Raw genomic sequence first — 23,771 nt, 5'->3', positions numbered from 1 at the left:
GCTAGTCCTCCATGCCGAGGTCGATCGTGGTGCCCTCGAAGATCTTGTTGACGGTGCGGACGGCGCACATCTTGCCACACATGGTGCAAGTGCCCTCGGTGGCGGCGGGGGACTCCTCGTAGCGCTTCTTGCCCGTAACCGGGTCGAGCGCGCACTTCCACATGGCGTCCCAGTCGAGCTTGCGGCGTGCCTGGCCCATCTTGTCGTCCATGTCGCGGGCGTGGGGCACCTTTTTGGCGATGTCGGCGGCGTGTGCGGCGATCTTGGTGGCCATGAGGCCGTCGAGCACATCCTGGGCGTTAGGCAGGCATAGGTGCTCTGCTGGTGTCACGTAGCACAGGAAGTCGGCACCGGAGCTGGCGGAGATGGCGCCGCCGATGGCAGCGGTGATGTGGTCGTAACCCACGCCGATATCGGTCACCAGCGGCCCGAGCACATAGAACGGGGCGTTGTGGCACAGGCGCTTCTGTAGCTTCATGTTGGCAGCGATCTCGTCGAGCGCCATGTGACCCGGGCCCTCGACCATGACCTGGACGCCGGCGGCCCAAGCGCGCTTGCACAGCTTGCCCAGCTCGATCATCTCGGCGGTCTCGGTGGCGTCGTTGGAGTCGTAGAGGCAGCCCGGGCGGCAGGAGTCGCCGAGCGAAATCGTCACGTCGTACTCGTGGCAAATCTCGAGCAACTCGTCGTAGAACTCATAGAACGGGTTCTCGTTACCGGTGACCTCCATCCAGCCAAACAGCAGTGAGCCGCCGCGGCTCACGATGTTCATCAGGCGGCCGGTCTCCTTAAAGGTCTTGGTGACCGACTTGTTGATGCCGCAGTGGATAGTCATAAAGTCAACGCCGTCCTCGGCGTGCGCGCGCACGACTTCGAACAGGTCGTCCTTGGTGAGCTTGACCAGCGGCTTTTCCATGTAGCCGATGGCGTCGTACATGGGGACGGTGCCTACCATGAGCGGCGTCTCGTCGATGAGCTGCTGGCGGAACTGGCGCGTCTTGCCCGAGTTGGAGAGGTCCATGATGGCGTCGGCGCCAAAGTCCTCGGCGATCTTGACCTTCTTCCATTCCTCGGCGGCATCGGCCTTGTCGCCCGAGATGCCCAAGTTCACGTTGACCTTGGTGGACAGGCCCTCACCGACGCCAAAGGCGCGCATGCCCTTTTTGATATGCACGATGTTGGCGGGAATGGCGATGCGGCCGTCGGCCACGCGCTCGCGGATGTACTCGGGGTCGCGATGCTCGCGCTCGGCGACTTCCTTCATCTGCGGCGTGATCTGCCCGGCACGGGCGAAATCGATTTGCGTGACGAGCTTGGGCTCGGTCTGTGTGCTCATTGGCACGGCTCCCTTCGTTGGCATTACCCATATCAGGTTTGCGGGTCAGGGCGGGCGCGCCCAATCTCAGCCTGCCGTCTTGTCCCGCAAGCTCCCCGTTATGTCATGGGCTCAAGTATAGCCTGAATGGGTACGATTGGGCCAACGAGCGTGCCTGTGGGGAGGCGTACATGGAAGACAAGCATCTATATCGAGAGACACAATGGGACATATCGGCCGAGGAGGGCCGTGCGCACCATGGGTTGGTCGCGATTGGCTTTGCGGTGCTTGCCGTGCTGGTGATTGCCTTTTGTATTTGGACGTTTGGCGGTCGCGGCGGCGCTGCCTGGGAGTTCGAGGCCGACGATGTCCTGCCGATCATGACGGTGAAGGTCGCTGGCGGTAACACGGTGGCCGCACCGGGCGACTACTGGTATCCGCGCGACGAGTTTGTGCAGCTGCAGTTGAGCGGCGGGTCTATTCCGGGTGAAGAAATCGAACGCGTGACGTTTGATGAGGCACTCAAAACACTCACGGTGAAGCTCAAAGATCAGGGCGATGTGCCTACGACCATGGATATCGCTCTGACGGAGTGGCGTCTGGAACCTCCGTCGGGCGTTACGGTATCCGACGTAGAGCACGTTAAGATTACCTACCAAGATGGCTCGACGAGCGAGATTGCAAAGGCCGATGGCTTGGCGGAGTAATGGGGTGTTTGGAAACGGCGGGCCTATTGTGCCTGCGCGTTCATGAAAACCAGGGTGTTTTTGTCTGAAAGCTCGGGGATGTGCCGATAGCCGATGTTGAATGCGGTAAGTTCGCTTGCATCCTCGAGCTTGTTTTCTGCCATCCACCGCACCATGGAGCCGCGCGCCTTTTTGCTGGCGGTCGACCGTTGGATGGGCTTCCCGTTGCGGATACCCTCGCCAAAGAGGCATGTGACGGCCGTGGCGTCGTCCGCGAGGTGGGGCAGAACGGCTTTGGCATACTCTACGCTGGCGAGGTTGACGATCGTGGTGTTTGAGCCTGCCGGGGCGGTAGCCCGCGCGAGCTTGTCACCCCAAAACGCGTAGAGGTCTTGGGCATCGTCAACGGCGAGCTTCGCGCCCATCTCCAGCCGATACGGTTCGACGGCATGGAAGGGACGAACGCACCCGTAGAGGCCGGAGAGGATCCACAGATGGTCTTGCAGCCATGTGAGCTGCGCGGAATCCATCACCTCGGGCGCCATGCTCTGGTACTGAATGCCGTGATAGGACATGATGGCAGGGGAGAGGTGACAGGCGAGTGCGGGATTGTCGAGATCGCCGTTTTTCAGGATGGGCCCGAACTCATGCAGGGTGTTGAGGCAAGGCCCCAGCAGTTTGTCACTCACGTTCCATAGCGCCTGCAGGCTGTCGCTGCCTTCATTCCGCTCGATATCTAGCAGTGCGCGGTGGAGGCGAGCCGTCTCGCGCACAAAGGGTGGAATGCCCAGGACTTCAAAAGCATCTTGGGCCGCGCGCATCTGCTTGGCGGGCGAAATGACGACCTGCAGCATGGACTCTCCTCTGCCAAAAAGGAAGTTGCGGTGGAATACGGTCTGTTTTGGCCGTTTATGGGCCAGTTTAGTCTGTATTTCACCGCAACTGACGAAGGGTTGGTTACGCGCGCTCGATGAAGGCCTTGTAGCCGCGATAGGCCTCGTAGATATCGGCCTTGTTAGCGACCTCCCACAGGGCGTGCATGGACAGGACGGCAACGCCAGAGTCGATGACGTTCATGCCGTACTTAGCCATGATGTATGCGATGGTGCCGCCGCCGCCCGCGTTGACGCGACCGAGCTCGCAGGTCTGGAAGTCCACGCCGGCCTCGTCCATGATGTCGCGGATGAGGGCCACATACTCGGCGTCGGCGTCGTTAGAGCCGCCCTTGCCGCGGCTGCCCGTGTACTTGTTAAAGCACAGGCCGCGACCCATAAAGGCTGCGTTCTTGGTTTCGAACTTGCCGGCGTAGCCCGGGTCGAAGCCGGCGGACACGTCGGAGGAGAGCATGCGGCTGCGGGCGAGCGCGCGGCGCAGGGCCAGCGGGCTATCCTCGCCGGCGAGCGTCATGATCTCGGCGACGGTGTTCTCGAAGAAGCGGCTCGTCATGCCGGTGGCACCCACGGAACCGATCTCCTCCTTGTCTACGATGAGTGTGATGCTCGTGCGCTCCACGTTGGCGACGTTGATCTGGGCGAGCATGGACGGATAGGCGCAGACACGGTCGTCGTGGCCATAGCCCAGAATCATGGAGCGGTCGAGGCCCATGTCACGGGCGGGGCCGGCGGGCACGACCTCGATCTCGGCGGAGAGGAAGTCCTCCTCCTCGACGTCGTACTGCTCCTTGAGGATATCCAGGAACATCTGCTTGACGGGCTCCTTGGGAGCGTCCTTGTCGTCCTCGTCAAACTTGACGGGGCGGCCGCCCACGATCACGTCGAGGATCTCGGCGTCGACGGCGTCCTTGGCGGGCTTGGCCATCTGCTCGCTCGAGAGGTGGATCAGCAGGTCGGAGATGGTAAAGACCGGGTCGTCGGCCTTGTCACCGATGTTGATGTCGACGGTGGTGCCGTCCTTTTTGCAGATGACGCCCACGAGTGCGAGCGGGGAAGCGACCCAGTGGTAGCTCTTGACGCCGCCATAGTAGTGCGTGTCGAGATAAGCCATGTCGCCGGCCTCGAAGGCGGGGTTCTGCTTGAGGTCCAGGCGCGGCGAGTCCACGTGGGCGCCCAGGATGTTAAAGCCCTGCTCGAGCGGGGCGGTGCCCAGATTGACGAGCATAAGGTCCTTGCCGTGGTTAGCGGCATACACCTTGTCGCCTGCCTTAAGCTCGCGGCCTGCGGCGATTACGGTCTCCAGGTCGACGTATCCCGCCTCCTCGGCCATCTTGATGCCGGCCTTGACGCACAGGCGCTCGGTCTTGTTCTCACTCAAAAACTGCTTATAGCCGCGGCAAAGCTCCTCGAGCTCCTCGATTTGCTGTGGCGTGTACTTTTTCCATGCGCAGGGACGCTCCATGACGCAGGCTCCTTTCGGATCGATCGTGCTGGTTGATGTACCGTGAGCCATCGTATCACGCGCGGGCTCACGGTGGCGGGGGAGCTTGATGTGAGGTGGCCGCGGGGCGGGGAGCGTGTAAACTGGAGTGAGCAAACCGTGCCCAGCCCAAAGCGAGGTATTCAATATGTCTGACAAGCGCCGCACCTTTGCCGTTATCGACGGCAACTCGCTCATGCATCGCGCCTTCCACGCCGTGCCGCCGACCATGAACGCGCCGGACGGTCGCCCCACCAACGCGATCTTTGGCTTTCTGAACATGTTTCTCAAGATGATCGATGCCTTTAACCCCGACGGCGTCGTCGTGGCGTTTGACAAGGGTAAACCGCGCGTGCGCATGGAGATGCTGCCGCAGTATAAGGCGCAACGCCCGCCCATGGACCCCGATCTGCATGCGCAGTTCCCTATGATTAAGGAGCTGCTCGCCGCGCTCAACGTGCCGATTCTGCAGTCCGAGGGCTGGGAAGGCGATGACATCCTGGGAACCATGGCGCGCCTGGGTGAAGAGGCCGGCTGCGACATGCTACTGGTGACCGGCGACCGCGACATGTATCAACTCGTGACCGAGCACGTCAACGTGGTCTCGACCCGCAAGGGCCTGTCCGACGTGGCGATTATGACGCCCGAGAGCGTGGACGACCTGTATCACGGCATTACGCCGGCGCTCGTGCCCGATTTTTACGGTCTAAAGGGCGATACGTCCGACAACATCCCCGGTGTACCGGGCATCGGTCCCAAAAAGGCGAGTGCGCTCATTGCGAAGTACGGTAGCCTGGACGAAGTCATCGCGCATGCCGATGAGGTCAAGGGCAAGATGGGCGAGAACCTGCGTGCACACATCGATGACGCACTACTGAGCCGCAAGGTTGCGACAATTCGCACCGATGCGCCCGTCGAGCTCGACTTTGAGGCGACGTCCTTCCCGGCGTTTTCTGCCGACGAAGTGTCCGCGGCGCTGGGTACGCTTGGTATCACCGCCATGCAGAACCGTTTCTTGGCGCTGATCGGCGGCGAGGGCGGGACTGCTGCCTCCAGTGTGTTTGAGATACCTGCTATGGTTCGCGCAGCCGCCGGCGATGCCGACGCGCTTGGTGCCGTTGCGGCTGAGGTCTCCCGCGCGATTGATGCCGGCGAGTGGGTCGCCGCCGTGGTGGACGACGACAAGGAAGAGGGCGCGCTCTTTGGGCTGACGCGCACGCTGTGGTTGGCGACGTCCAAGGGCCTGTTCGCGCTCGAGGAGGGCGACAGCTGTGCGGCGGCTGAGGTTGAGGGCTTCAACTTCGCTCACGGTGTGATCGCCGGCGTGCTTGCGCGCCTGTTTATGGAGGGCCGCGTGGCGAGCCCGGATACGAAAGCGCTGCTGCACGAGCTTTCGCCCATCGATTCTTCTGAGCCCGAGCTCATGGATCCGCTCGCTGCCGATTCCACGCGTATCTTCGATACCGTGGTCGCTGCCTATCTGCTGGATTCCGATCGCTCCGAGTTCGATGAGGCATATCTGGCCGATACCTATCTGCAGATGGCGTTGCCTGCGGCGCGCGGTGCAGAGGGTGCTGGTGAGGACGCTCCGGCGCCTGCCGCCCGTACTGCGGCTCTGACGCTGGCGCTCGTGGCGCCGTTGCGCGAGTGCATGGCCCGTGAGAACGCCGCCAACGTGTTCGATGGCATCGAGATGCCGCTCGTTCCGGTACTTGCCAAGATGGAGCGCGCGGGCATGCTCGTGGACCCCGACCGCCTGCACAGTCTGTCCGAGGGTCTGGCGACCCAGATCACCGAGGTCGAACGAAGCATTCGCGACCTTGCCGGTGACGAGACCTTTAACATCGGCAGCCCCATGCAACTTTCGCATGTGCTCTTTGATGTGATGGGCCTTCCGACCAAGGGTCTCAAAAAGACCAAGCGCGGGCACTATTCGACCAATGCCAAGGTACTGAGTGATCTTGCCCGTGACCACGAGATTGTTCGTTTGATCTTAGACTGGCGCGAGAAGTCCAAGATCAAGTCAACCTATCTGGACACGTTGGGCCCGCTGCGCCGCGGTGACGGTCGTGTGCACACCACGTACAACCAGACCATCACCGCAACGGGGCGTCTGTCTTCGAGCGACCCTAATCTGCAAAACATTCCGACGCGCTCGGAGCTGGGGCGTACCGTCAAGACGGCGTTTTCGGCAGGCGAGGGAAGCGTCTTTTTGGCGGTGGACTACTCGCAGATCGAGCTGCGTCTGCTGGCACATCTCTCGGGTGACGAGCACTTGGTGCGCGCCTTTAACGAGGGCGAGGACTTCCATGCCGAGACGGCGGCGCGCGTGTTTGGTGTGCCGGTGTCCGAGGTAACGCCCGACCTGCGCAGTCGCGCCAAGGCCGTGAACTTTGGCATCGTGTATGGCCAGCAGGCCTACGGCCTGTCGCAGTCGCTGCATATCTCGATGGCCGAGGCGCGCGACATGATCGACCGCTACTACGAGGCCTACCCGGGCGTGCGTACGTTCCTCGACAACGTGGTGGCGCGCGCCAAGCAGACGGGCTACGCCGAGACCATGTATGGCCGCAGACGCCATATTCCCGAGCTCAAGGCCAAAAACCCGCAACTCCGCGGCTTTGGCGAGCGCACGGCCATGAACCATCCCATGCAGGGCACCGCAGCAGACATCATCAAGATCGCCATGGCCCGCGTAAGTCGTCGCCTGGAAGAAGAAGGCTTTGCCGCCCACATGATCCTGCAAGTGCACGACGAACTGGACTTTGAGTGCCCCGTCGACGAAGTCGAGCGCCTAACCACCATGGTCCGCGACGTCATGGAGCACGTAGTGGACCTCCGCGTTCCCCTAATCGCCGAAGCCAGCACCGGCATAACCTGGGCCGATGCCAAGTAAAGACATACCAACAACCCCAAAGTAACCAAAACAGAAGGGGGCTCCTTGCCAACAAGGAGCCCCCTTCATTCCAAACTATCAGCCAAGTATCCAGACGCCAAGACGCCATCCATGCGGCAAGCAAGTCACCGCAGGACCTGGCCGGGCGACGCGGGTAAGTTTTTCGTAGATTCCGCACGAGCCGAAGGCCACTTAATGTGGCCTTCGAGCGAGCCCAGGACCTGACCGAACGAAAAACTTACCCGCGTCGCCCGGCCAGGTCCGACAGGTTGCGTTAACGAGCCGCCAAGATGGCGTCGATGAGCGTCAGTACGCCCCCGTCGTTGTTGCTCGGAATGCGCCACTTGGCATGCGCGTTCATGTGCTCCTCGGCGTTGTCCACGATAAAGCTGTGACCGACGCGCTCGAGCATGGGGATGTCGTTGTAGGTGTCGCCCACGGCGGCGGCGTCGGCAATATCGATGCCCAGGTGCTCGCACAGGTGAGCGATGCCGGCGCCCTTGTCGACGCCCAGGTTCATAAAGTCGATCCACTCGCGCCCAGCGTTGGTGACGTAGAGCTTGTCCGAGAACTCGGGGCTATAGGTCTCGCGGAAAGCGGGCTCGGCGTCGTAGCCGGGGAAGAAGACCGAAATCTTGTTGGACTCGAAATCAATGCCCTCAAAGCTGTCGACGTAGTTGATTGTGTTGTAGTAGACGCTGATCTCGTCGTGGTATTGATGGTCGCGGGCAAGCACGTAGAACTCGTCGAAGCAGCACAGGACGGGAACGGCACGCGGGTCCTCCGAGGCACGGGCGAGCACCTGCTGATACAGCGCCACATCGATGTTGCTCTTATAGATATAGCTGCCGCGATAGATGACGCAGGCTCCGTTGTCGGGACAAAAAGCAAGTCGGTTCTTAATGCTCTCGAACATTTCCTCGAGTTTGGGGGCGGGGCGTCCGCTGGCGGGGCAGAATACGATGCCGGCGTCGGCGAGCTTGTCCAGGCGCTCATCAAGACCCTGGGGCAGCACACGCTCGTCGGTCAGCAGCGTCTTGTCCATATCGACGGCGAGAATCTTAATGTTGCCGATGTTGGCGTCCGATTCGTAAGTTTGCATAAAAATGCGCCTTTCGTTTCGAGATTGTTTCAGACGTTATAACCATCAACTAGTAGTCGAGCGTATTTTCGCAGGAATGGTGCGTATTTGCACCACGCTTCACAAAGTAATGAAAAAACTTTTCAGAAATTTGAATTTGTCGCTTGTGCTGCGGGCACTTTAGCGTAATATAGCGACCATCGAAAACGGAGACGGAAAAACAACCGCTTACCGAGGAAAAGGTACCGTTTACGATATTAGAATTGCGCCCGGTGATAGGTGAAAGGAGAGGCAGATGCAGTTCGTAACGATCATCACCACTGCAGACAATGCCATCCGACGCCAGCGCGCAATTTCCCGACGACGATAACAATCGTCTCTGTCCGCATGGGGCGAATTGCCTCAACAGAGTCATTTTGAGGTCGTTGGGTTTTAGCACGACATTGCTGCATGTTTCTAGGGCATGTATGTGCTGATTTTTGCTATTTAACCTGATATTGCACGGTTTTTGACCTCAAGGTGACTTGCAACTGACCGATGTTCTAACTAGCTACCAAGGGCGAAAGGAAACAGCCATGAGCAAGGAAAAAGTCGTTCTCGCATATTCCGGTGGTCTTGATACATCCGTATGTGTCAAATGGCTCCAGGACGAGAAGAATCTCGATGTCGTTTGTGTCTGCGGCAACGTGGGCCAGGAAGAGACCGGACTGGATGCCAAGAAGCAGAAGGCGCTCGACCTGGGCGTTCTCGATTGCCAGGTGCTCGACCTGCGCGACGAGTTCTCTGATGAGTTCCTGACTAAGGCCATCGCAGCAAACTCCATGTACGAGAACAAGTATCCGCTGCTCTCCGCCCTGTCTCGCCCGCTGCTTGCCAAGAAGCTTGTTGAGGTCGCCCACGAGTTTGGCGCTACCTACGTCGCCCACGGCTGCACCGGCAAGGGTAACGACCAGGTCCGTTTTGAGGCCGCCGTAAAGGCCCTCGACCCCGAGCTCAAGGTTATCGCCCCGGTTCGCGAGTGGGACCTGAAGTGCCGTCCCGACGAGGTCGCCTATGCCCACGCCCACAACGTGCCGGTTCCCGAGGGTGCCAACGACAACCCCTACTCCATCGACGACAACCTGTGGGGTCGTGCCATTGAGTGCGGCCACCTGGAGGATCCCTGGAACGAGCCGCTCGATGACGCTTGGGTTATGACTAAGAACCCCGAGGACACGCCGGACACCCCGACCTACACTGAGATTGAGTTTGAGGCCGGCAAGCCCGTCGCCGTCGACGGCAAGAAGATGAAGCTCTCCGAGATTGTCATCTCCCTCAACAAGATCTCCGGCGACAATGGCTTTGGCCGTCTCGATCTGGTCGAGGATCGCCTGGTGGGCCTTAAGAGCCGCGAGTGCTACGAGGTTCCCGGCGCCCTGACGCTCATCACCGCCCACAAGGCGCTCGAGGACATTTGCGTCGAGGGCGACCTGCTCAAGACCAAGATCAAGCTCGAGCAGGATTGGGCCACCGCCGTGTACAACGGCCAGTGGTACAGCCCGCTCAAAAACGCGCTCGACGCCTTTATGGCCGACACCCAGAAGTTCGTGACCGGCACCGTCCGTCTGAAGTTCTTTAAGGGCAACTGCCATGTCGTCGGCCGCAAGAGCCCGTTTAGCCTGTATGACTACGGTCTGGCTACCTACGACCGCGACACTACGTTTGACGAGAAGGCCAGCGCCGGCTTTATCGAGATCGATACGCTGTCACTCAAGACGTGGGCAAAGGTCCAGGGCCCCAGCTCTGCTGCCGCCCAGGCCTAGCGCCTCCTTCCCTTGGTATCCGCGCGGCCCATCCGCGTGATACATAACGGGCGCACGGGGTCCCTACCTTTCGTTATGCTTGCTGACACTTCTTAACATCGGTGGCCCCTACGTTCCGCCCGCATATATGATGCCGCGACTGTGGCTGAGTCCGAGCCCCGCCGGGGTTGTCCGGCGGGGCTCCTTCTATCAATTTGGCGGCTCTGCGCCTATATATATGAGGAGTATCCATTATGTTCAATGCTATCGCGCATGCTTTACTTGCCCTCGCGCCCGAGTTCGATGCTGCAAGGGTCGAGGACGTCCCTATGAGCCTGAAGGCCTGGATCGATGGTTCGCAGGGCAACATCCGGAGGGAGACGTTGGGCGCCAAGTGCATGGCGCGTCACTTCTTTGCAAATTAGCTACATGGCTCCGCACACGGTGGGGAATGTGTAAAACTAGCGGTTGAAAAATCGCTTTAGCGATATGGCGCATTGCTTTGGGCGCTTGTTTTGGTATTTGGAGAAAGGGGACGGTTCCATGGCTCTTTGGGGCGGTCGTTTTGAGGCAGGCGTGGCCGAGGTCACGCAGGAGTTTGGCGCGTCGCTGCCGGCCGACAAACATCTCTATAAGCAGGATATCGCAGGCTCTAAGGCGCATGCCAAAATGCTGGCGGCCCAGGGCATCATCAGTGCCGAGGACGAGCAGGCGATTGCCAAGGGCCTGACCGGAATCGAACAGGATATCGATGCCGGCAACTTCACCTTCGACATCAACGACGAAGACATTCATATGTCCATCGAGAGCGAGCTGACGCGTCGCATCGGCGAGGCCGGTAAGCGCTTGCATACCGGACGTTCGCGCAACGACCAGGTGGCGACCGACACGCGCCTGGGCGTCAAGGCGCTGGCCAAGGAGCTCATGGAGGCCAATCTTGAGCTGCGCCATGTGCTGGTGGATGCGGCTAAGAAGTACGACAAGGTGATTCTGCCGGGTTACACGCATATGCAGCACGCTCAGCCCGTGCTGCTCTCGCATCATCTGCTGGCGTATTCCTGGATGTTCGCGCGCGACTTTACACGCTTGAAGGCCGCCTTTGATGCCGCCGACAACTGCCCGCTGGGTGCTGCCGCGCTTGCCGGTACGAGCTATCCGCTCGATCGCCAGATGACGGCTGCCGAACTTGGCTTTGCGGGCGTGATTCCTAACTCACTCGATGCTGTTTCCGACCGTGATTTCCTGCTCGATCTGCATTACGCTGGCTCCGTCATGGCCATGCACCTGTCGCGTCTTTCCGAGGAGATCGTGCTGTGGTCGAGCTCCGAATTTGGCTTTATCACGCTTTCAGACTCCTACTCCACCGGCTCGTCCATCATGCCGCAGAAGAAGAATCCCGACTTTGCCGAGCTTATTCGCGGCAAGAGCGGCCGTGTCTATGGCAACCTGGTGCAGCTGCTCGTGACCATGAAGGGCCTGCCGCTTGCTTATAACAAGGACTTGCAGGAGGACAAGGAGGGCGCGCTCGATACCGCCCATACGCTCATGCAGTGCCTGTCGGTTATGGCCGGAATGATTTCGACTTGGACCGTCAACGAGGATGCCATGGCGCGCGAGTGCGGCGTGGGGCACCTTGCCGCTACCGATGTTGCCGATTACCTGGCCAAGCGTGGCCTGCCGTTCCGCGAGGCACATGCCGTGGTGGGGCATCTGGTTCTGATGTGTGAGAAGCGCGGCTGCAATCTTGAGGACCTGCCGTTTGAGGTGTTCCAGGAGGCAAGCCCGCTCTTTGAGCACGACATTACCGAGGCGCTCGACATCCCGTCGATTGTCGCCGCGCGCACGACCGAGGGCGGCACCGCCCCTGCCGCCGTTGCCGTGCAGCTGCAGCGTGCCGAGGCGCAACTCGTGGTCGACGAAGGTGTGTTTGGATCGCTAACCAAGGTCGTCGAGATGGGTCACGGGGCAAAGTAGAGGTTTGGCTGAAGACGTATTGTCCATTTATTGATAAATCGTTTTCGCTTTACGGGCGCCTGCTGATGTGGGAGCCCGTATTTTGTTGCTATGGGGGAGGGGCTTGTCGAGAACTTCTGTAGGACCTTTGGGCAGGTTGTGAAGGGGATACGTTCGCGGGCGGCAACCGACCGCCTGCTCTGTTCGGCGCGGTTGATGGGCGGTCGGATGGTACTCTAATCGGGCTTCGAAACAGAAGTGACACATATGGAGCGCTTTAATAAATTGCAACGTTTCAATAAACAGCTTTTTGTTTAACTGCAGCTAAAACTCTGTTACGATGCAGTCCAGGCGGGTGCCGGAATGGGACTTGGGCACGCGCGAACCTACTTGAAAGGCTACTTTTATGGCTATCGAGAAGACCTTCATCATGATTAAGCCCGACGCCGTGCGCGACCGCAAGATCGGCGAGATCGTTGCTCGCATTGAGCGCAGCGGCCTTGTCATCGAGCGCATGGAGATGACCACGCTCGAGCGCGCTACCGTCGAGGAGCACTACGCCCATCTGGCCGACAAGCCCTTCTTTGGCGGTCTCTGCGACTTTATGACGAGCGGTCCGGTCGTCAAGATGGTCGTTTCCGGTCTCTCCGCTGTTGCTAAGATGCGCACCCTCATGGGCGCTACTAATCCGCTTGACGCTGCTCCTGGTACCATCCGCGGCGACTTTGCCGTCGATGTCAACGCCAACGTGATCCACGGCTCCGACTGCCTGGAGAACGCCGAGATTGAGATCAAGCGCTTCTTTGGCTAAACCAGCTTTGACTCCTTAAAGCTGTTAGCGTGTGGCTTGGGCGCCGCGGAACTCCATCCGCGGCGCCCTTTTATTCCAAAATCTATGAAGGGGCCCGCTCGGTCATGAGTTCCGAGCGGGCCCCTGCTGTTAGCTTGTGGCACTGAGTGGTTTAGGCCTCGTCGACGACCTTGAGGCCGCGCGTGTGATCGATCTCGTTGAGGAGGTTAACGCGACGCTCGTGACGGCCGCCCTCAAACTCGGCGTCGAGCCACTCGTCGACGATCATCTTAGCGAGCTCGGAGCCCACGACACGGGCACCAAAGGCGAGCACGTTGGTGTTGTTGTGCATGCGGGAGAGCTTGGCGCTGAAGGGCTCGGAGCACACGACGGCGCGTACGCCCTCGACCTTGTTGGCAGCCAGGCTAATCCCGACACCGGTGCCACAGATGAGGATGCCCAGGTCGACGTCGCCGTTGGCAACGGCCTTACCCACCTTGTAGCCGGCGATGGGGTAGTCAAAGCTCTCGGAGGTGTCGGTGCCAAAGTTCACGACCTCGCAGCCGCGCTCCTTCAGGTGCTCGGAGATGATGTTCTTGAGCTCGACGGCGGCGTGGTCGTTGCCGATACCAATCTTCATGAGTGGTTCCTCTCTGGTCTGTGCGGCGCAAATGCTAAAGGTTTTACCGCGTTCGACTGCATGATAGCGCGACTTTTGCGTAAACGCTCGGGCGTTTTTTGGTCAAACGCTTTAGCATGCAACAAGACCGGCTTCTCGTGAATGAATGTCGTCAGTTTGCGCTTGAGCGCCGTCTGCCGGAACCATGGTTGCGGTTTTTGATGCATTGTTATCAAATAAAAGAACTAATTATTTTCGAGAGCCCAGTCCGTTATACAAGTAGGAGATACCTATGCCTACCGATTCCTTTCGTGATGCCGCGTTTTGCGATGTTTTGAACCGCGAGCTTGTCTGTGCGCTCGGCTGCACCGAGCCCATTGCCGTTGCCTATGCAGCGGCACTGGCGAGCCAGACGCTCGGTTGCGAGCCCGATCATATGGACGTTGCCTGCTCGGGCAACATCATCAAGAACGTTAAGAGCGTGACCGTGCCCAACTCGGGTGGTATGCACGGTATTGAGGCGGCAGCCGTGCTGGGTGCCGTGGGTGGCGACGCTAAGAGCGCTCTCGAGGTGCTCGAGAGCGTTAACGATGAAGACCGTGCACGCGTGGCCGAGCTCCTCGCCGACGCCGGCTACTGCGATGTGTCGCTTGTCGAAGGTGTGCCCAACCTCTACATCAAGGTGACTGCCACGGCCGGGGGCCATACCGCGGTCGTCGAGATTACCGATCATCACACCAATGTCACGTGCCATACGCTCGACGGTATTCCGGTATGCGGCAAGTCGGCGGGGGAGTGTGCCGCCTGCGCCGAGCGTGTGGTGGCCGAGCGGGCGGCGGATAAGGCCGACACGCCCATGTCGATTGAGTCCATCATCGACTTTATTGAGGACGGCGACATTGAGGACGCCCGCGCTGCCGTTGAGCGTCAGATTGAGCTGAATGGCGCGATCAGTGCCGAGGGCCTTGCGCACGCTTGGGGCGCCGAGGTGGGCCGCACGCTGCTGGGTGCTCGTGCCGATGACGTCGCCTGCCGTGCCCGTGCCCGTGCGGCCGCCGGGTCCGACGCCCGCATGAACGGCTGCGCGCTGCCGGTCGCCATTGTGTGCGGCTCGGGCAATCAGGGCATTACCTGCGCATTGCCCGTCATGGAGTATGCCGAGTACCTGCGTTGCGACCACGAGCGCCTGGTGCGCGCCGTGATGCTGTCCGATCTTATCGCCGTGCATATCAAGAGCTATATTGGTGCGCTCTCGGCGTTTTGCGGTGCTATTTGCGCCGCGTGCGGCGCCGGCGCTGCGATTACCTGGCTGTGCGGTGGCACGCGCGAGCAGATTGGCGCGACGGTCTCGAATACGCTCGGTAACGTGGGCGGCATCGTGTGCGACGGCGCCAAGGCGAGCTGTGCCGCCAAGATCTCGGCTGCCGTCGATGCGGCGATTCTGGGCCATGATATGGCCATGCAGGGTCGCGGCTTCCGCGCCGGCGAGGGCCTGATCCAAGATACCGTTGAGCAGACAATCGCCAGCATGGGCTACGTGGGCCGTGTGGGTATGAAAGATACCGACGTCGAGATCCTCAACATCATGATCGGCAAAACCCAGGTGTGCTAGTTACGCGGTTTTACCAAACCGCGTAACCAGTCGACGCTGCAAATGCCCCTAAGCGAGCAATGTGCCTTTCAATCGTCGGGCATGGCCAGAAGGCCTATGCCCTTCTCTTTCAAGGCACATTGCTCGCTTAGGGGCATTTTCGCTGACTTGTGCTCAACCTGCGGCGATATTTGGTTTGGAGCGAGGGGTCCTACGACAGTTCGTGGGCTACTTGGTGCTCGTAGAAGGCCTCGATTACGGCGTTAAAGTCGCGGGCGAAGTCTTCCATGGTTCCGCGCCAGGTGGCTCGGCTGGGCTTGCCTTGGCCCACAAAGGCGGTTTGGATGCCGCAATCGGGGGACGGGAAGTCGCGCTTGGGATCGTTGCCCACCATAAGGACCTCGTGCGGCTCGAGCCCCATCACCTGAAGCTGCTCTAGATAGTAGGTGGCATCGGGCTTGCAGCGGGTGGTGTTTCCCATGTGCGTGACGAGCTCAAAGGGAGCGTCGGCCAGGTCGCCCCAACCCATGCGGCACTCGATGGCCCCCTGGGGAAAGCTGGGGTTGGTAAAGAGCGCACAACGCAGCCCTGCGTCCTGTACGGCCTGGAGCGCGGCGTGTGCGCCCGGCATGGCGTGGGCGTTAATGACATCGTCGTTCTTGTACGGAAGAACTTCGCGGTCATAGTAGGTAAACGCCTCGTAGATGAGGGGATCGGAGAGTCGGATCCCGCATCGGCGCTCGACCTCTTCTTGGTAAAACTCAAGATTGGTGCGGTTGTCCGTGCCGCTGCGGCGATTGGCGTTGAGGTCGACCAGGATGGTGCCGAGGCGTGCCATCGTGCCACCGCGGCTGCGGCGCCCGATATCCGCGAGCATCGAAGAGACATCCTTAAAATAGCGAAGGATGAACGCGTTGAGGTTGATGCTAAGAAGCGTTTCGTCCATATCGAAAACGACTGCTTTGAGCACGAGGGCACCTTTCTCGTAAATTTGATCTAGAGTCGTTGGCTCCGGATACTTTACCCCAAAGCCAATTGCCTGGCTGGTTATCGTCAAGTTGCGGAGACGTGTGTTCATAAGATTACGAAAAAGTCTCCACACGAGTAAAAAATCGCAGTTCACGCTTGAAATCGAACTCATTTCCCCGTAACCTATACGAACGTGATTGCATAAGCGTCACATTAGTATCTGTCGGCTCCCGAGTGTTCCTAAACGTTGTGTGCTTGTCGCACCCTTCTGTAGGTCCTAGCAATCGGGGCCCCGTAGTTCGAAAGGGGTCCACCTTTGAGTGAGATTCAGAACTCGTCCATTTTCTCTCTTGACGATGTCAATGAGGAGGAGATGAACAACCTCATCGACGGTACGATTACCGACTTTGATGAGGGCGATCTCGTTAACGGCACTGTCGTTAAGATCGAGCATGACGAGGTGCTCGTTGACATCGGATTCAAGTCCGAGGGCGTTATCCCGGTCCGCGAGCTGTCCATCCGCAAGGACGCTAACCCTGCAGACATCGTTGCACTCGGTGATCCCATCGAGGCTCTGGTTCTCCAGAAGGAGGACAAGGACGGTCGTCTGGTCCTGTCCAAGAAGCGTGCCGAGTACGAGCGTGCTTGGAACCGCATCGAGGAGAAGTTCAACTCCGGCGAGAACGTCGAGGGCGAGGTTATCGAGGTTGTCAAGGGCGGCCTGATCCTCGACATCGGCCTGCGTGGCTTCCTGCCCGCTTCCCTCGTCGACCTCCGTCGCGTCAAGGACCTCACCTCCTACATGGGCACCCGCATCGAGGCCCGCGTCATCGAGATGGACCGCAACCGCAACAACGTCGTCCTCTCCCGTCGCGTCGTGCTCGAGGAGTCCCGTAAGGCCGAGCGCTCCGAGATCCTGTCCAAGCTCAAGTCTGGTATGCGTCTCCAGGGCACCGTTTCCTCCATCGTCGACTTCGGCGCCTTCGTCGACCTCGGCGGTATCGACGGCCTCATCCACATCTCCGAGCTCTCCTGGAACCACGTCAACCATCCTTCCGAGGTTGTCAAGGTCGGCCAGGAGGTCGAGGTCGAGGTTCTCGACGTCGATCTCAACCGCGAGCGCATCTCCCTGGGTCTCAAGCAGACCACCGAGGATCCGTGGCGCGCACTGGTCAAGAAGTACCCCGTCGGCGCTATCGTCGAGGGCACTGTGACCAAGCTTGTCCCGTTTGGCGCTTTCGTCGACCTGGGCGAGGGCATCGAGGGCCTGGTGCACATCTCCGAGATGGCCAACAAGCACGTCGACCAGCCTTCTCAGGTCACCCACGTGGGCGACAAGGTTCAGGTCAAGGTCATGGAGATCGACCTCGACCGTCGTCGTATTTCCCTGTCCATGAAGTCCGCTGCTGAGACTCTGGGCGTTGAGATCGAGGTTACCCCGCTGCCTTCCGAGAAGAAGGACGAGGAGACCGACGCTGAGTAAATCGGTTTGACGATCACTTGTTTTAAGGGATCCGTCCGTAATGGACGGGTCCCTTTTTGCATTTGCAGCTGAGATACACGGTGCTGCCCGGTGTGTCCGTTTGCTATTGGGTTGTTGGCACATGAAAAAAGCCGACATCCCGCCTCGGGGAGGAGGCGGGAACGCACCGAGTAGACGGAGGGGTGCGGAGCGCGGTCGCGTCTCGACTGACAACGTTGCCCATCGACGGGATTATTGTAGCGCATGGGCGCTTCTTGGTTTATCGTGTCGAGCGCTTGTGTTGTGCCGTTGCCTGTGGCGGCGGTGTGCTACACTCTTGCACTGCTGAGTGGGCCAGACGGTCGCGCGATGTACTGCTTGCGGTACGCGTGAGGAAAGTCCGGGCTCCAGAGGGCGGGATGCCGGCTAACGGCCGGGCGGAGTGATCCGACGGAAAGCGCCGCAGAAAAGAAGACTCCCACCTGCGTCGCAAGGCGTAAAGGGAAAAGCTGAAACGGTGGTGTAAGAGACCACCAGCGTCGTGGCAACACGGCGGCTTGGCAAGCCCCATCCGGAGCAAGCGCGAATAGGAACGCTATGGGCCGGCCCGGTCCGCGTTCGGGTAGCGTGCGTGGAGCTGCACGGTAACGTGCAGACAAGATAAATGACCGTTCACGACAGAACCCGGCTTATCGGCCCACTCGGCACTTTGTTGACGCTGCGAACCCGTCAGCGCGGCAATCTGCCTTTCAAACCTTCGGGCATGACCATAAGGTCAATGCCCTCGGCTTTCAAGGCACCTTGCTCGCGCTGACGGGTTCTCGCTTTCGTTGACGGAATCATCGGCGTTGCCATTCTTTTTACTAGGGTTATCGTATTATTGAGGCTGTTTGTTGCTGCGCTTTATTTTGTTGAGGGGCTTTGTTGGACAGCTATTTTACTCTGCAATCGAATATTGAGGTTTCGGGCGAGTTTGTGGACCGCAAGAGCCGGTTTATTGCCCAGCTGGTCCATATTGAGTCCGAGGACGAGGCGAATGCCTTTATCGAGATGGTTCGCAAGCGTCATTACGACGCTCGACACAATGTTCCCGCGTGGATTTTGGTCGATGGACGCGAGCGCCAGAGCGATGATGGTGAGCCGAGCCGCACGAGCGGTATGCCGACACTCGAGGTGTTGCGCGGTGCGGAGCTCAAAAATGTTTGCTGCGTAGTGACACGCTATTTTGGTGGTACGTTGTTGGGGCCCGGTGGCTTGGTACGCGCCTATACCGCGGCGACGCAGGCGGCGGTGGCCGCGGCTCAGGAGGCCGGGCAGATCGTCGAGATGACGAGTGTCGTGCCTGTTGACGTGCATGTGGCCTATCCGCAGTATGAGCAGGTGCTTCGCTTGGCCCAGGATTCCGGTGCCAAGGTTGCGGATACCGAGTACGCGGATGCTGTGACACTTCATTTGGTGTTTAAGGCGGGGGAGCAGGGGTCGTTTTGCGCTAAGATGCGCGAGCTTATGGCGGGGCGCGAGGAGATTGAGGTCAGCGCTCCCGAGTTTGCGGAGTTCTAACGACGACGGCCGGCGTGCATTTGGATGAATCCCAAGCGCGCCGGCTGTCGTTTTATGTTGCTGCCGTTTACTCGGCGAGCTGCTTTAGCACATCGCAGGCGATCTCGACGGCATCGTCGATGCAGCCGGGGCAGCTGCGGAGCGGACCCTTGTCCGATCCGATGCCCTTGAGCGTGCCGCAGACGGTCGTCGTGTTCTTCTCGCCAAAACGCTTGGCGATTTCGCGCGACAGCTTGTAGGTATGGCCCTTGGTCTTGGGGTTTTCCATGCCATCGCTCATTACAAAGCCCATGATGGCCACGGCACCCGAGATGGCGCCGCAGGTTTCGGTCATGCCGCCCATGCCGGCGCCAAAGCCCTCGGTGAGGGTAAAGGCGACCTGGGGGTCGAGCCCGACGGCGGGCGCGAGCGTGCAGGCGACGGCCTGCGCGCAGTTAAAGCCGCGGGCGTGGTACTCGGCAGCCTGAGCCTGACAGGCGGTGATGTCGAGCTGGGCTGTATCGATTTGCTTCATCGGTGTCTCCTTGATTACGGTGTACCCGCCTATGGTACCCTTGCTGGCGCATTCGCTTATCGAGACCGCAGTGCATATCTCATTGTTTTTCGCCATCGAACACTTTCTTAAGATTTGGGACAAATAAACCTGATTAATTTGTCCCATAACCTATCGGCGGGATGGGTTGAGAGGGGTGCGGGGTAGCGGTATCGTGAACCGAATAAAACAAAACCCAAGTAAGGGAGTTGGATATGTGCGAGCAGACTATCGGTACCACGTGCGTTCAGGGCGGCTATCATCCGGGCGATGCGGAGCCGCGCCAGGTGCCCATCTACCAGTCCACCACGTGGAAGTACGACACGTCCGAGCACATGGGCAAGCTGTTTGACCTAGAGGAGTCGGGCTACTTCTACAGCCGTTTGCAGAACCCCACGTGCGATCTGGTTGCCGCCAAGATCTGCGAGATGGAGGGCGGCACCGCTGCGATGCTCACGAGCTCGGGCATGGCTGCGAATTTCCTCGCGATCTTTAACGTGGCCGGTGCCGGCGATCACGTGGTCGCCAGCTCTGCCATCTACGGCGGTACCTACAACCTGCTTGCCCATACCATGGGTCGCATGGGCCTGACCTGCACGTTCGTTGCCCCTGACTGCACCGATGAAGAGCTCGAGGCAGCCTTTGAGCCCAATACCAAGCTCGTCTTTGGCGAGACGATCGCAAATCCCGCCCTTGCCGTGCTCGATATTGAGCGCTTTGCCAAGGCCGCGCACGACCACGGCGTGCCGCTGATGGTCGACAACACCTTCCCGACGCCCGTGATGTGCCGTCCCTTTGAGTGGGGCGCCGACATCGTTACGCACTCCACCACCAAGTACATGGATGGACATGCTGCCTACCTGGGCGGCGTGATCGTCGACCACGGCCAGTTTGACTGGATGGCCTATGCGGACAAGTTCCCGGGTCTCACCACGCCTGACGAGAGCTACCATGGCGTGACCTATGCCGAGAAGTTCGGTCGCGAGGGCGCCTTCATTACCAAGGCCACCGCGCAGCTCATGCGAGATCTTGGTCCTATGCAGAATCCGCAGGCGGCCTTCTTCCTGAACAGCTCGCTCGAGAGCCTGCATGTGCGCATGCCGCGTCATTGCGAGAACGGCCTGGCCGTTGCCAAGTTCCTGCAGAGCCATCCCAAGGTGCGCTTCGTGAGCTATCCGGGCCTGGAGGGCGATAAGTACTATGACATCGCTCAGAAGTACATGCCCAACGGTACCTGCGGCGTTGTGAGCTTTGGCTTTAACGGTGGTCGCGCGGCGGCCGAGACCTTTATGAAGAGCCTCAAGCTCGCCCAGATCGCCACGCACGTTGCCGACGCCCGCACTTGCTGCCTGCATCCTGCTAACGCTACGCATCGCCAGATGAACGACGAGGAACTCATCGCCTGCGGTATCTCCGCCGACATGGTGCGCCTGTCGTGCGGCCTCGAGGACACGGCCGATCTGATTGCCGACCTTGAGCAGGCGCTCGAGCAGTGCTAGGCTAGCGTTCGCATAAGGCGCCGATGCTGGCAGAAAGCTTCGGCGACCTTTAGTTCCGATTCCGTAGGCGGGACCCCAATCGCGACTGTTTACAGGCGATTGGGGCCCCGTTTTTGCGTTGGGCCACTCGAAAGGATGGATATGGAGAAAACCGCAGAGCAGCTGCGCCGCGAGCACATTGCCCTAGAGGGCGACACCCATGGCAAGAACAAGTGGGCGATTCTGTTTACCGTGCTCATCATGACGTTTATGGTGTGTCTGGATTCGACCGTCGTGACCGTGGCGCTGCCCGTGATGCAAAAGGAGCTGGGCGTGGGCCTCGATCGCATTCAGCTGGTAAGCTCGGTGTATCTGCTTGCGACTTGCGTGGCTATGTTGCCGTTTGGCCGTCTGGGCGACGTGCGCGGCAAGGTGAATGTGTTTCAGTTGGGCGTCATCGTCTTTTCGGTCGGTTCGCTGCTGTGCGGCCTTTCGGCCTCGCTCGAGGTTCTTATCCTGGCACGCATTGTTCAGGGCGTCGGTTGCGCGGCGGCCATGGCTAACAACATGGGTATCATCACCGAGTCGTTTCCGGCGCGCGAACGAGGCCGTGCCATGGGTATTCTCGCGACCTTCGTGGCCCTCGGCATGATGTGCGGCCCCGTGCTCGGCGGCATGCTGGTGGCAAGCTTTCCCTGGGAGAGCATCTTCCTCATCAACCTGCCCATCGGCGTAATCTCGTTTATCGTGGGGCTCTACACGCTGCCGCACGTTAAGCCAGAGGCCGGCGAACGCCCCATGTCCCTGATCGAGGCTGCTCGTCGCTGCTTTGCAAGTTCGGCCTTCACCATCAACCTTGCCTGCATGCTCATCGTGTTTGTTGGCATTGGTGCATCCGAGTTTATCCTGCCGTTCTATTTTCAGGACGCCCACGGCTTTGGTTCCGACATTTCCGGATTGCTCTTTTTGGCGCTGCCAATGGTGAATGCCTTTATCGGCCCGCTTTCGGGTACGGTTTCGGACCGTGTTGGCTGCGAGGGCCCCACGGCAGTCGGCCTGGGCGTGTACGTATGCGGTCTTTTTGCGGTAAGCACACTCGACGAGCATTCTTCCATCCCTGTGATCGTGTGCTGTGTCGCGTTTATGTCGTGTGGTACTTCGATTTTCCAGAGCCCCAATAACTCGCTGTATATGGGCTCGGCTCCGCGCGAAGCGCTCGGCTTTGCAGGCAGTCTGGGCAGCTTGGCGCGCTATGCGGGCATGGCGCTGGGTATTACGGCAGGTTCGCATATCCTCTATGGGCAGATGGGCGTGGCGATGGGCGCGGCCGTGACCAGTTTTGTTGCAGGCCGTCCGGATGTGTTCCTGTTTGGTTTCCGTTCGGTGTTCTATGTGTTGATGGCTGTGGCCGCTGTGGGCTTTGCGCTCGCCATGGTGCGTTTGGTGAAGATGCGCGCCCGCCATTAGCGTGTTGGGAGGCTGTCTGCCACGATTCGCGCCGTCCCAAAAAGACTGGTTTGTGGTGCGATGCGGCTTGTGGGGCGGGCGGGGGTCGGTCCGTGGTAGACTATCGAACAACGTTTATTAATCGCGCGGTATCGTTGCCGCGAGAAGGAGTTGCGCCATGCAGGAGCTTGAGGATCGTATTCGCCATGACGGCATCGTAAAGGCCGGTAACGTCCTTAAGGTTGATGCCTTCCTCAACCACCAGTGCGACGTTGAGCTGTTCGACCACATGGGCGCCGAGTGGGCCCGTCTGTTCAAGGATGTCGAGATCAACAAGATCCTGACGATCGAGGCTTCGGGCATTGGCATGGCTTGTATCGCGGCTCAGCATTTTGGCGGCGTGCCGGTGGTCTTTGCCAAGAAGGCGCAGTCCATCAACCTCGACGGCGAGCAGTATGCCACGACCATCTACTCCTTTACCAAGCAGAAGGAGTACCCGGTCATCGTTGGCAAGCGCTTCCTGTCCGAGGGCGACAAGGTCCTGATCATCGACGACTTTTTGGCCAACGGGTGCGCGCTCGAGGGTCTTATCAAGATCTGCGAGGCTGCGGGTGCCGAGGTGTCCGGAATTGGTATTGCGGTGGAGAAGGGCTTCCAGGGCGGCGGCGATAAGCTCCGTGAGCGCGGCTTCCGCGTTGAGAGCCTGGCCCGTATCGCCGATATGGACTGCGAGACCGGCGAGATCACCTTCGCCTAAGCGCGCAACACAAGCGATTGGTATGCGATGTGACAAAGGGACTGTCCCTTTGTCACATTTTTTGTATGAGGGGAGGTGTTGATATGGATGAGAACAAGATGGGATGGCGCGAGTACGCGCGCTATGCCGAGATGTCGGCCGAGGAGTTGGCGCGCGATTGCGAGGTGCAGGTGTTTCGCGCGACGGGTCCGGGCGGCCAGGGTGTGAACACGACGGACTCGGCGGTGCGCATGAAGCATGGGCCCACGGGGATTGTCGTGACGGCGCGTGAGAGCCGCAGTCAGTTTCAGAATCGCAGCTGCTGTCTGCGTAAGCTGAGGGCAGAGCTTGAGCGTCGCGGGCGTCCACCGCGCCGACGCGTAAAGACCAAGGTGCCTCAGCGATCGCGCCAGCGCAGGCTCAACGACAAGCACTTCAACGCGATTAAAAAGGCCAACCGTCGCAAGCCAGGCGGGGAGGAATGATCTTCTCAATAAGTTGCG

Annotated in this window: 19 protein-coding genes, 1 other RNA gene, 1 pseudogene and 1 riboswitch; of the genes and pseudogenes, 14 read left to right on the top strand and 7 right to left on the bottom strand. The window is 59.8% G+C overall.

The window, feature by feature from the left end; all coding sequences use genetic code 11:
• Position 1: 1 nt before the first annotated feature.
• Positions 2-1,336 carry a phosphomethylpyrimidine synthase ThiC gene (thiC, locus tag AAAX32_RS08330; protein WP_117820371.1) on the bottom strand — a complete coding sequence of 445 codons (1,335 nt, stop codon included), beginning with the start codon at positions 1,334-1,336 and terminating at the stop codon, positions 2-4.
• A riboswitch (TPP riboswitch) is annotated at positions 1,328-1,444 on the bottom strand. It overlaps the preceding gene by 9 nt.
• A 62-nt stretch (positions 1,445-1,506) precedes the next feature.
• On the opposite strand from thiC, the gene AAAX32_RS08325 reads away from it, so the two are divergent.
• Positions 1,507-2,022: a hypothetical protein gene (locus AAAX32_RS08325; RefSeq protein WP_349100506.1), complete on the top strand. Its 516-nt coding sequence runs from the start codon at positions 1,507-1,509 to the stop codon at positions 2,020-2,022.
• Between the two features lie 23 nt (positions 2,023-2,045).
• Here AAAX32_RS08325 and AAAX32_RS08320 read toward each other — a convergent pair whose 3' ends face one another.
• Together AAAX32_RS08320 and AAAX32_RS08315 are read right to left on the bottom strand one after the other, a co-directional pair.
• Positions 2,046-2,855 carry a YaaA family protein gene (locus AAAX32_RS08320; RefSeq protein WP_349100505.1) on the bottom strand — a complete coding sequence of 270 codons (810 nt, stop codon included), beginning with the start codon at positions 2,853-2,855 and terminating at the stop codon, positions 2,046-2,048.
• 103 nt (positions 2,856-2,958) lie between these two features.
• Positions 2,959-4,356 (bottom strand): aminopeptidase, encoded by a 1,398-nt coding sequence (locus AAAX32_RS08315; RefSeq protein WP_349100504.1) that lies wholly within the window; start codon positions 4,354-4,356, stop codon positions 2,959-2,961.
• A gap of 166 nt (positions 4,357-4,522) precedes the next feature.
• On the opposite strand from AAAX32_RS08315, the gene polA reads away from it, so the two are divergent.
• Positions 4,523-7,270 carry a DNA polymerase I gene (polA, locus tag AAAX32_RS08310; protein WP_349100503.1) on the top strand — a complete coding sequence of 916 codons (2,748 nt, stop codon included), beginning with the start codon at positions 4,523-4,525 and terminating at the stop codon, positions 7,268-7,270.
• Between the two features lie 274 nt (positions 7,271-7,544).
• Here the strand turns inward: polA and AAAX32_RS08305 are convergent, their stop codons facing one another.
• Positions 7,545-8,372, bottom strand: a complete 828-nt coding sequence (locus AAAX32_RS08305; RefSeq protein WP_349100502.1) for an HAD family hydrolase — start codon at positions 8,370-8,372, stop codon at positions 7,545-7,547.
• A 554-nt stretch (positions 8,373-8,926) separates the two neighbouring features.
• Here AAAX32_RS08305 and AAAX32_RS08300 point away from each other — a divergent pair.
• From AAAX32_RS08300 to ndk, 4 genes are all read left to right on the top strand, one after another.
• Positions 8,927-10,153, top strand: a complete 1,227-nt coding sequence (locus AAAX32_RS08300; RefSeq protein ID WP_349100501.1) for an argininosuccinate synthase — start codon at positions 8,927-8,929, stop codon at positions 10,151-10,153.
• Between the two features lie 233 nt (positions 10,154-10,386).
• The gene (locus AAAX32_RS08295; protein WP_158550218.1) at positions 10,387-10,557 is read left to right on the top strand and encodes a hypothetical protein; all 171 of its coding nucleotides are present in this window, start codon (positions 10,387-10,389) and stop codon (positions 10,555-10,557) included.
• Between the two features lie 118 nt (positions 10,558-10,675).
• Complete coding sequence (argH, locus tag AAAX32_RS08290) at positions 10,676-12,106, top strand: argininosuccinate lyase (RefSeq protein ID WP_349100500.1); 1,431 nt, start codon at positions 10,676-10,678, stop codon at positions 12,104-12,106.
• Positions 12,107-12,491: 385 nt separating this feature from the next.
• On the top strand, positions 12,492-12,896 hold the full coding sequence (gene ndk / locus AAAX32_RS08285; RefSeq protein ID WP_006234152.1) for a nucleoside-diphosphate kinase: 405 nt from the start codon (positions 12,492-12,494) through the stop codon (positions 12,894-12,896).
• A gap of 151 nt (positions 12,897-13,047) precedes the next feature.
• On the opposite strand, the gene rpiB is transcribed toward ndk, so the two are convergent.
• On the bottom strand, positions 13,048-13,515 hold the full coding sequence (gene rpiB / locus AAAX32_RS08280) for a ribose 5-phosphate isomerase B (protein WP_006234151.1): 468 nt from the start codon (positions 13,513-13,515) through the stop codon (positions 13,048-13,050).
• Between the two features lie 271 nt (positions 13,516-13,786).
• Between rpiB and AAAX32_RS08275 the strand changes: the two genes are divergently transcribed.
• Positions 13,787-15,106 (top strand): L-serine ammonia-lyase, iron-sulfur-dependent, subunit alpha, encoded by a 1,320-nt coding sequence (locus AAAX32_RS08275; protein ID WP_349100499.1) that lies wholly within the window; start codon positions 13,787-13,789, stop codon positions 15,104-15,106.
• 190 nt (positions 15,107-15,296) lie between these two features.
• On the opposite strand, the gene AAAX32_RS08270 is transcribed toward AAAX32_RS08275, so the two are convergent.
• A complete protein-coding gene (locus AAAX32_RS08270; RefSeq protein ID WP_349100498.1) occupies positions 15,297-16,055 on the bottom strand; it encodes an HAD family hydrolase in 759 nt (252 codons plus the stop codon).
• A 315-nt stretch (positions 16,056-16,370) separates the two neighbouring features.
• Between AAAX32_RS08270 and rpsA the strand changes: the two genes are divergently transcribed.
• The 3 genes from rpsA (at position 16,371) to AAAX32_RS08255 (ending at position 19,076) form a co-directional block, all read left to right on the top strand.
• The gene (rpsA, locus tag AAAX32_RS08265; protein ID WP_022095232.1) at positions 16,371-17,537 is read left to right on the top strand and encodes a 30S ribosomal protein S1; all 1,167 of its coding nucleotides are present in this window, start codon (positions 16,371-16,373) and stop codon (positions 17,535-17,537) included.
• 325 nt (positions 17,538-17,862) lie between these two features.
• Positions 17,863-18,224: RNase P RNA component class A (rnpB, locus tag AAAX32_RS08260), an RNA gene on the top strand.
• A gap of 213 nt (positions 18,225-18,437) precedes the next feature.
• Entirely contained in the window at positions 18,438-19,076 is a 639-nt protein-coding gene (locus AAAX32_RS08255; RefSeq protein WP_349100497.1) for a YigZ family protein, read from the top strand.
• A 67-nt stretch (positions 19,077-19,143) separates the two neighbouring features.
• Here the strand turns inward: AAAX32_RS08255 and AAAX32_RS08250 are convergent, their stop codons facing one another.
• Positions 19,144-19,590 carry a C-GCAxxG-C-C family protein gene (locus tag AAAX32_RS08250; RefSeq protein WP_118256164.1) on the bottom strand — a complete coding sequence of 149 codons (447 nt, stop codon included), beginning with the start codon at positions 19,588-19,590 and terminating at the stop codon, positions 19,144-19,146.
• 233 nt (positions 19,591-19,823) lie between these two features.
• Here AAAX32_RS08250 and AAAX32_RS08245 point away from each other — a divergent pair, with 233 nt between their 5' ends.
• The 4 genes and pseudogenes from AAAX32_RS08245 to AAAX32_RS08230 form a co-directional block, all read left to right on the top strand.
• The gene (locus AAAX32_RS08245) at positions 19,824-21,107 is read left to right on the top strand and encodes an O-acetylhomoserine aminocarboxypropyltransferase/cysteine synthase family protein (protein ID WP_349100496.1); all 1,284 of its coding nucleotides are present in this window, start codon (positions 19,824-19,826) and stop codon (positions 21,105-21,107) included.
• A gap of 141 nt (positions 21,108-21,248) precedes the next feature.
• On the top strand, positions 21,249-22,553 hold the full coding sequence (locus tag AAAX32_RS08240) for an MFS transporter (protein WP_349100495.1): 1,305 nt from the start codon (positions 21,249-21,251) through the stop codon (positions 22,551-22,553).
• A 157-nt stretch (positions 22,554-22,710) separates the two neighbouring features.
• Positions 22,711-23,289: a xanthine phosphoribosyltransferase gene (locus AAAX32_RS08235; RefSeq protein WP_117629416.1), complete on the top strand. Its 579-nt coding sequence runs from the start codon at positions 22,711-22,713 to the stop codon at positions 23,287-23,289.
• 164 nt (positions 23,290-23,453) lie between these two features.
• Positions 23,454-23,753: pseudogene (locus AAAX32_RS08230) on the top strand (peptide chain release factor-like protein); the annotation flags it as partial.
• Positions 23,754-23,771: the final 18 nt, after the last annotated feature.

This window comes from Collinsella sp. CLA-ER-H3, assembly GCF_040092425.1.
Lineage (GTDB): Bacteria > Actinomycetota > Coriobacteriia > Coriobacteriales > Coriobacteriaceae > Collinsella.
This window is presented reverse-complemented; position numbering and strand designations above follow the sequence as displayed.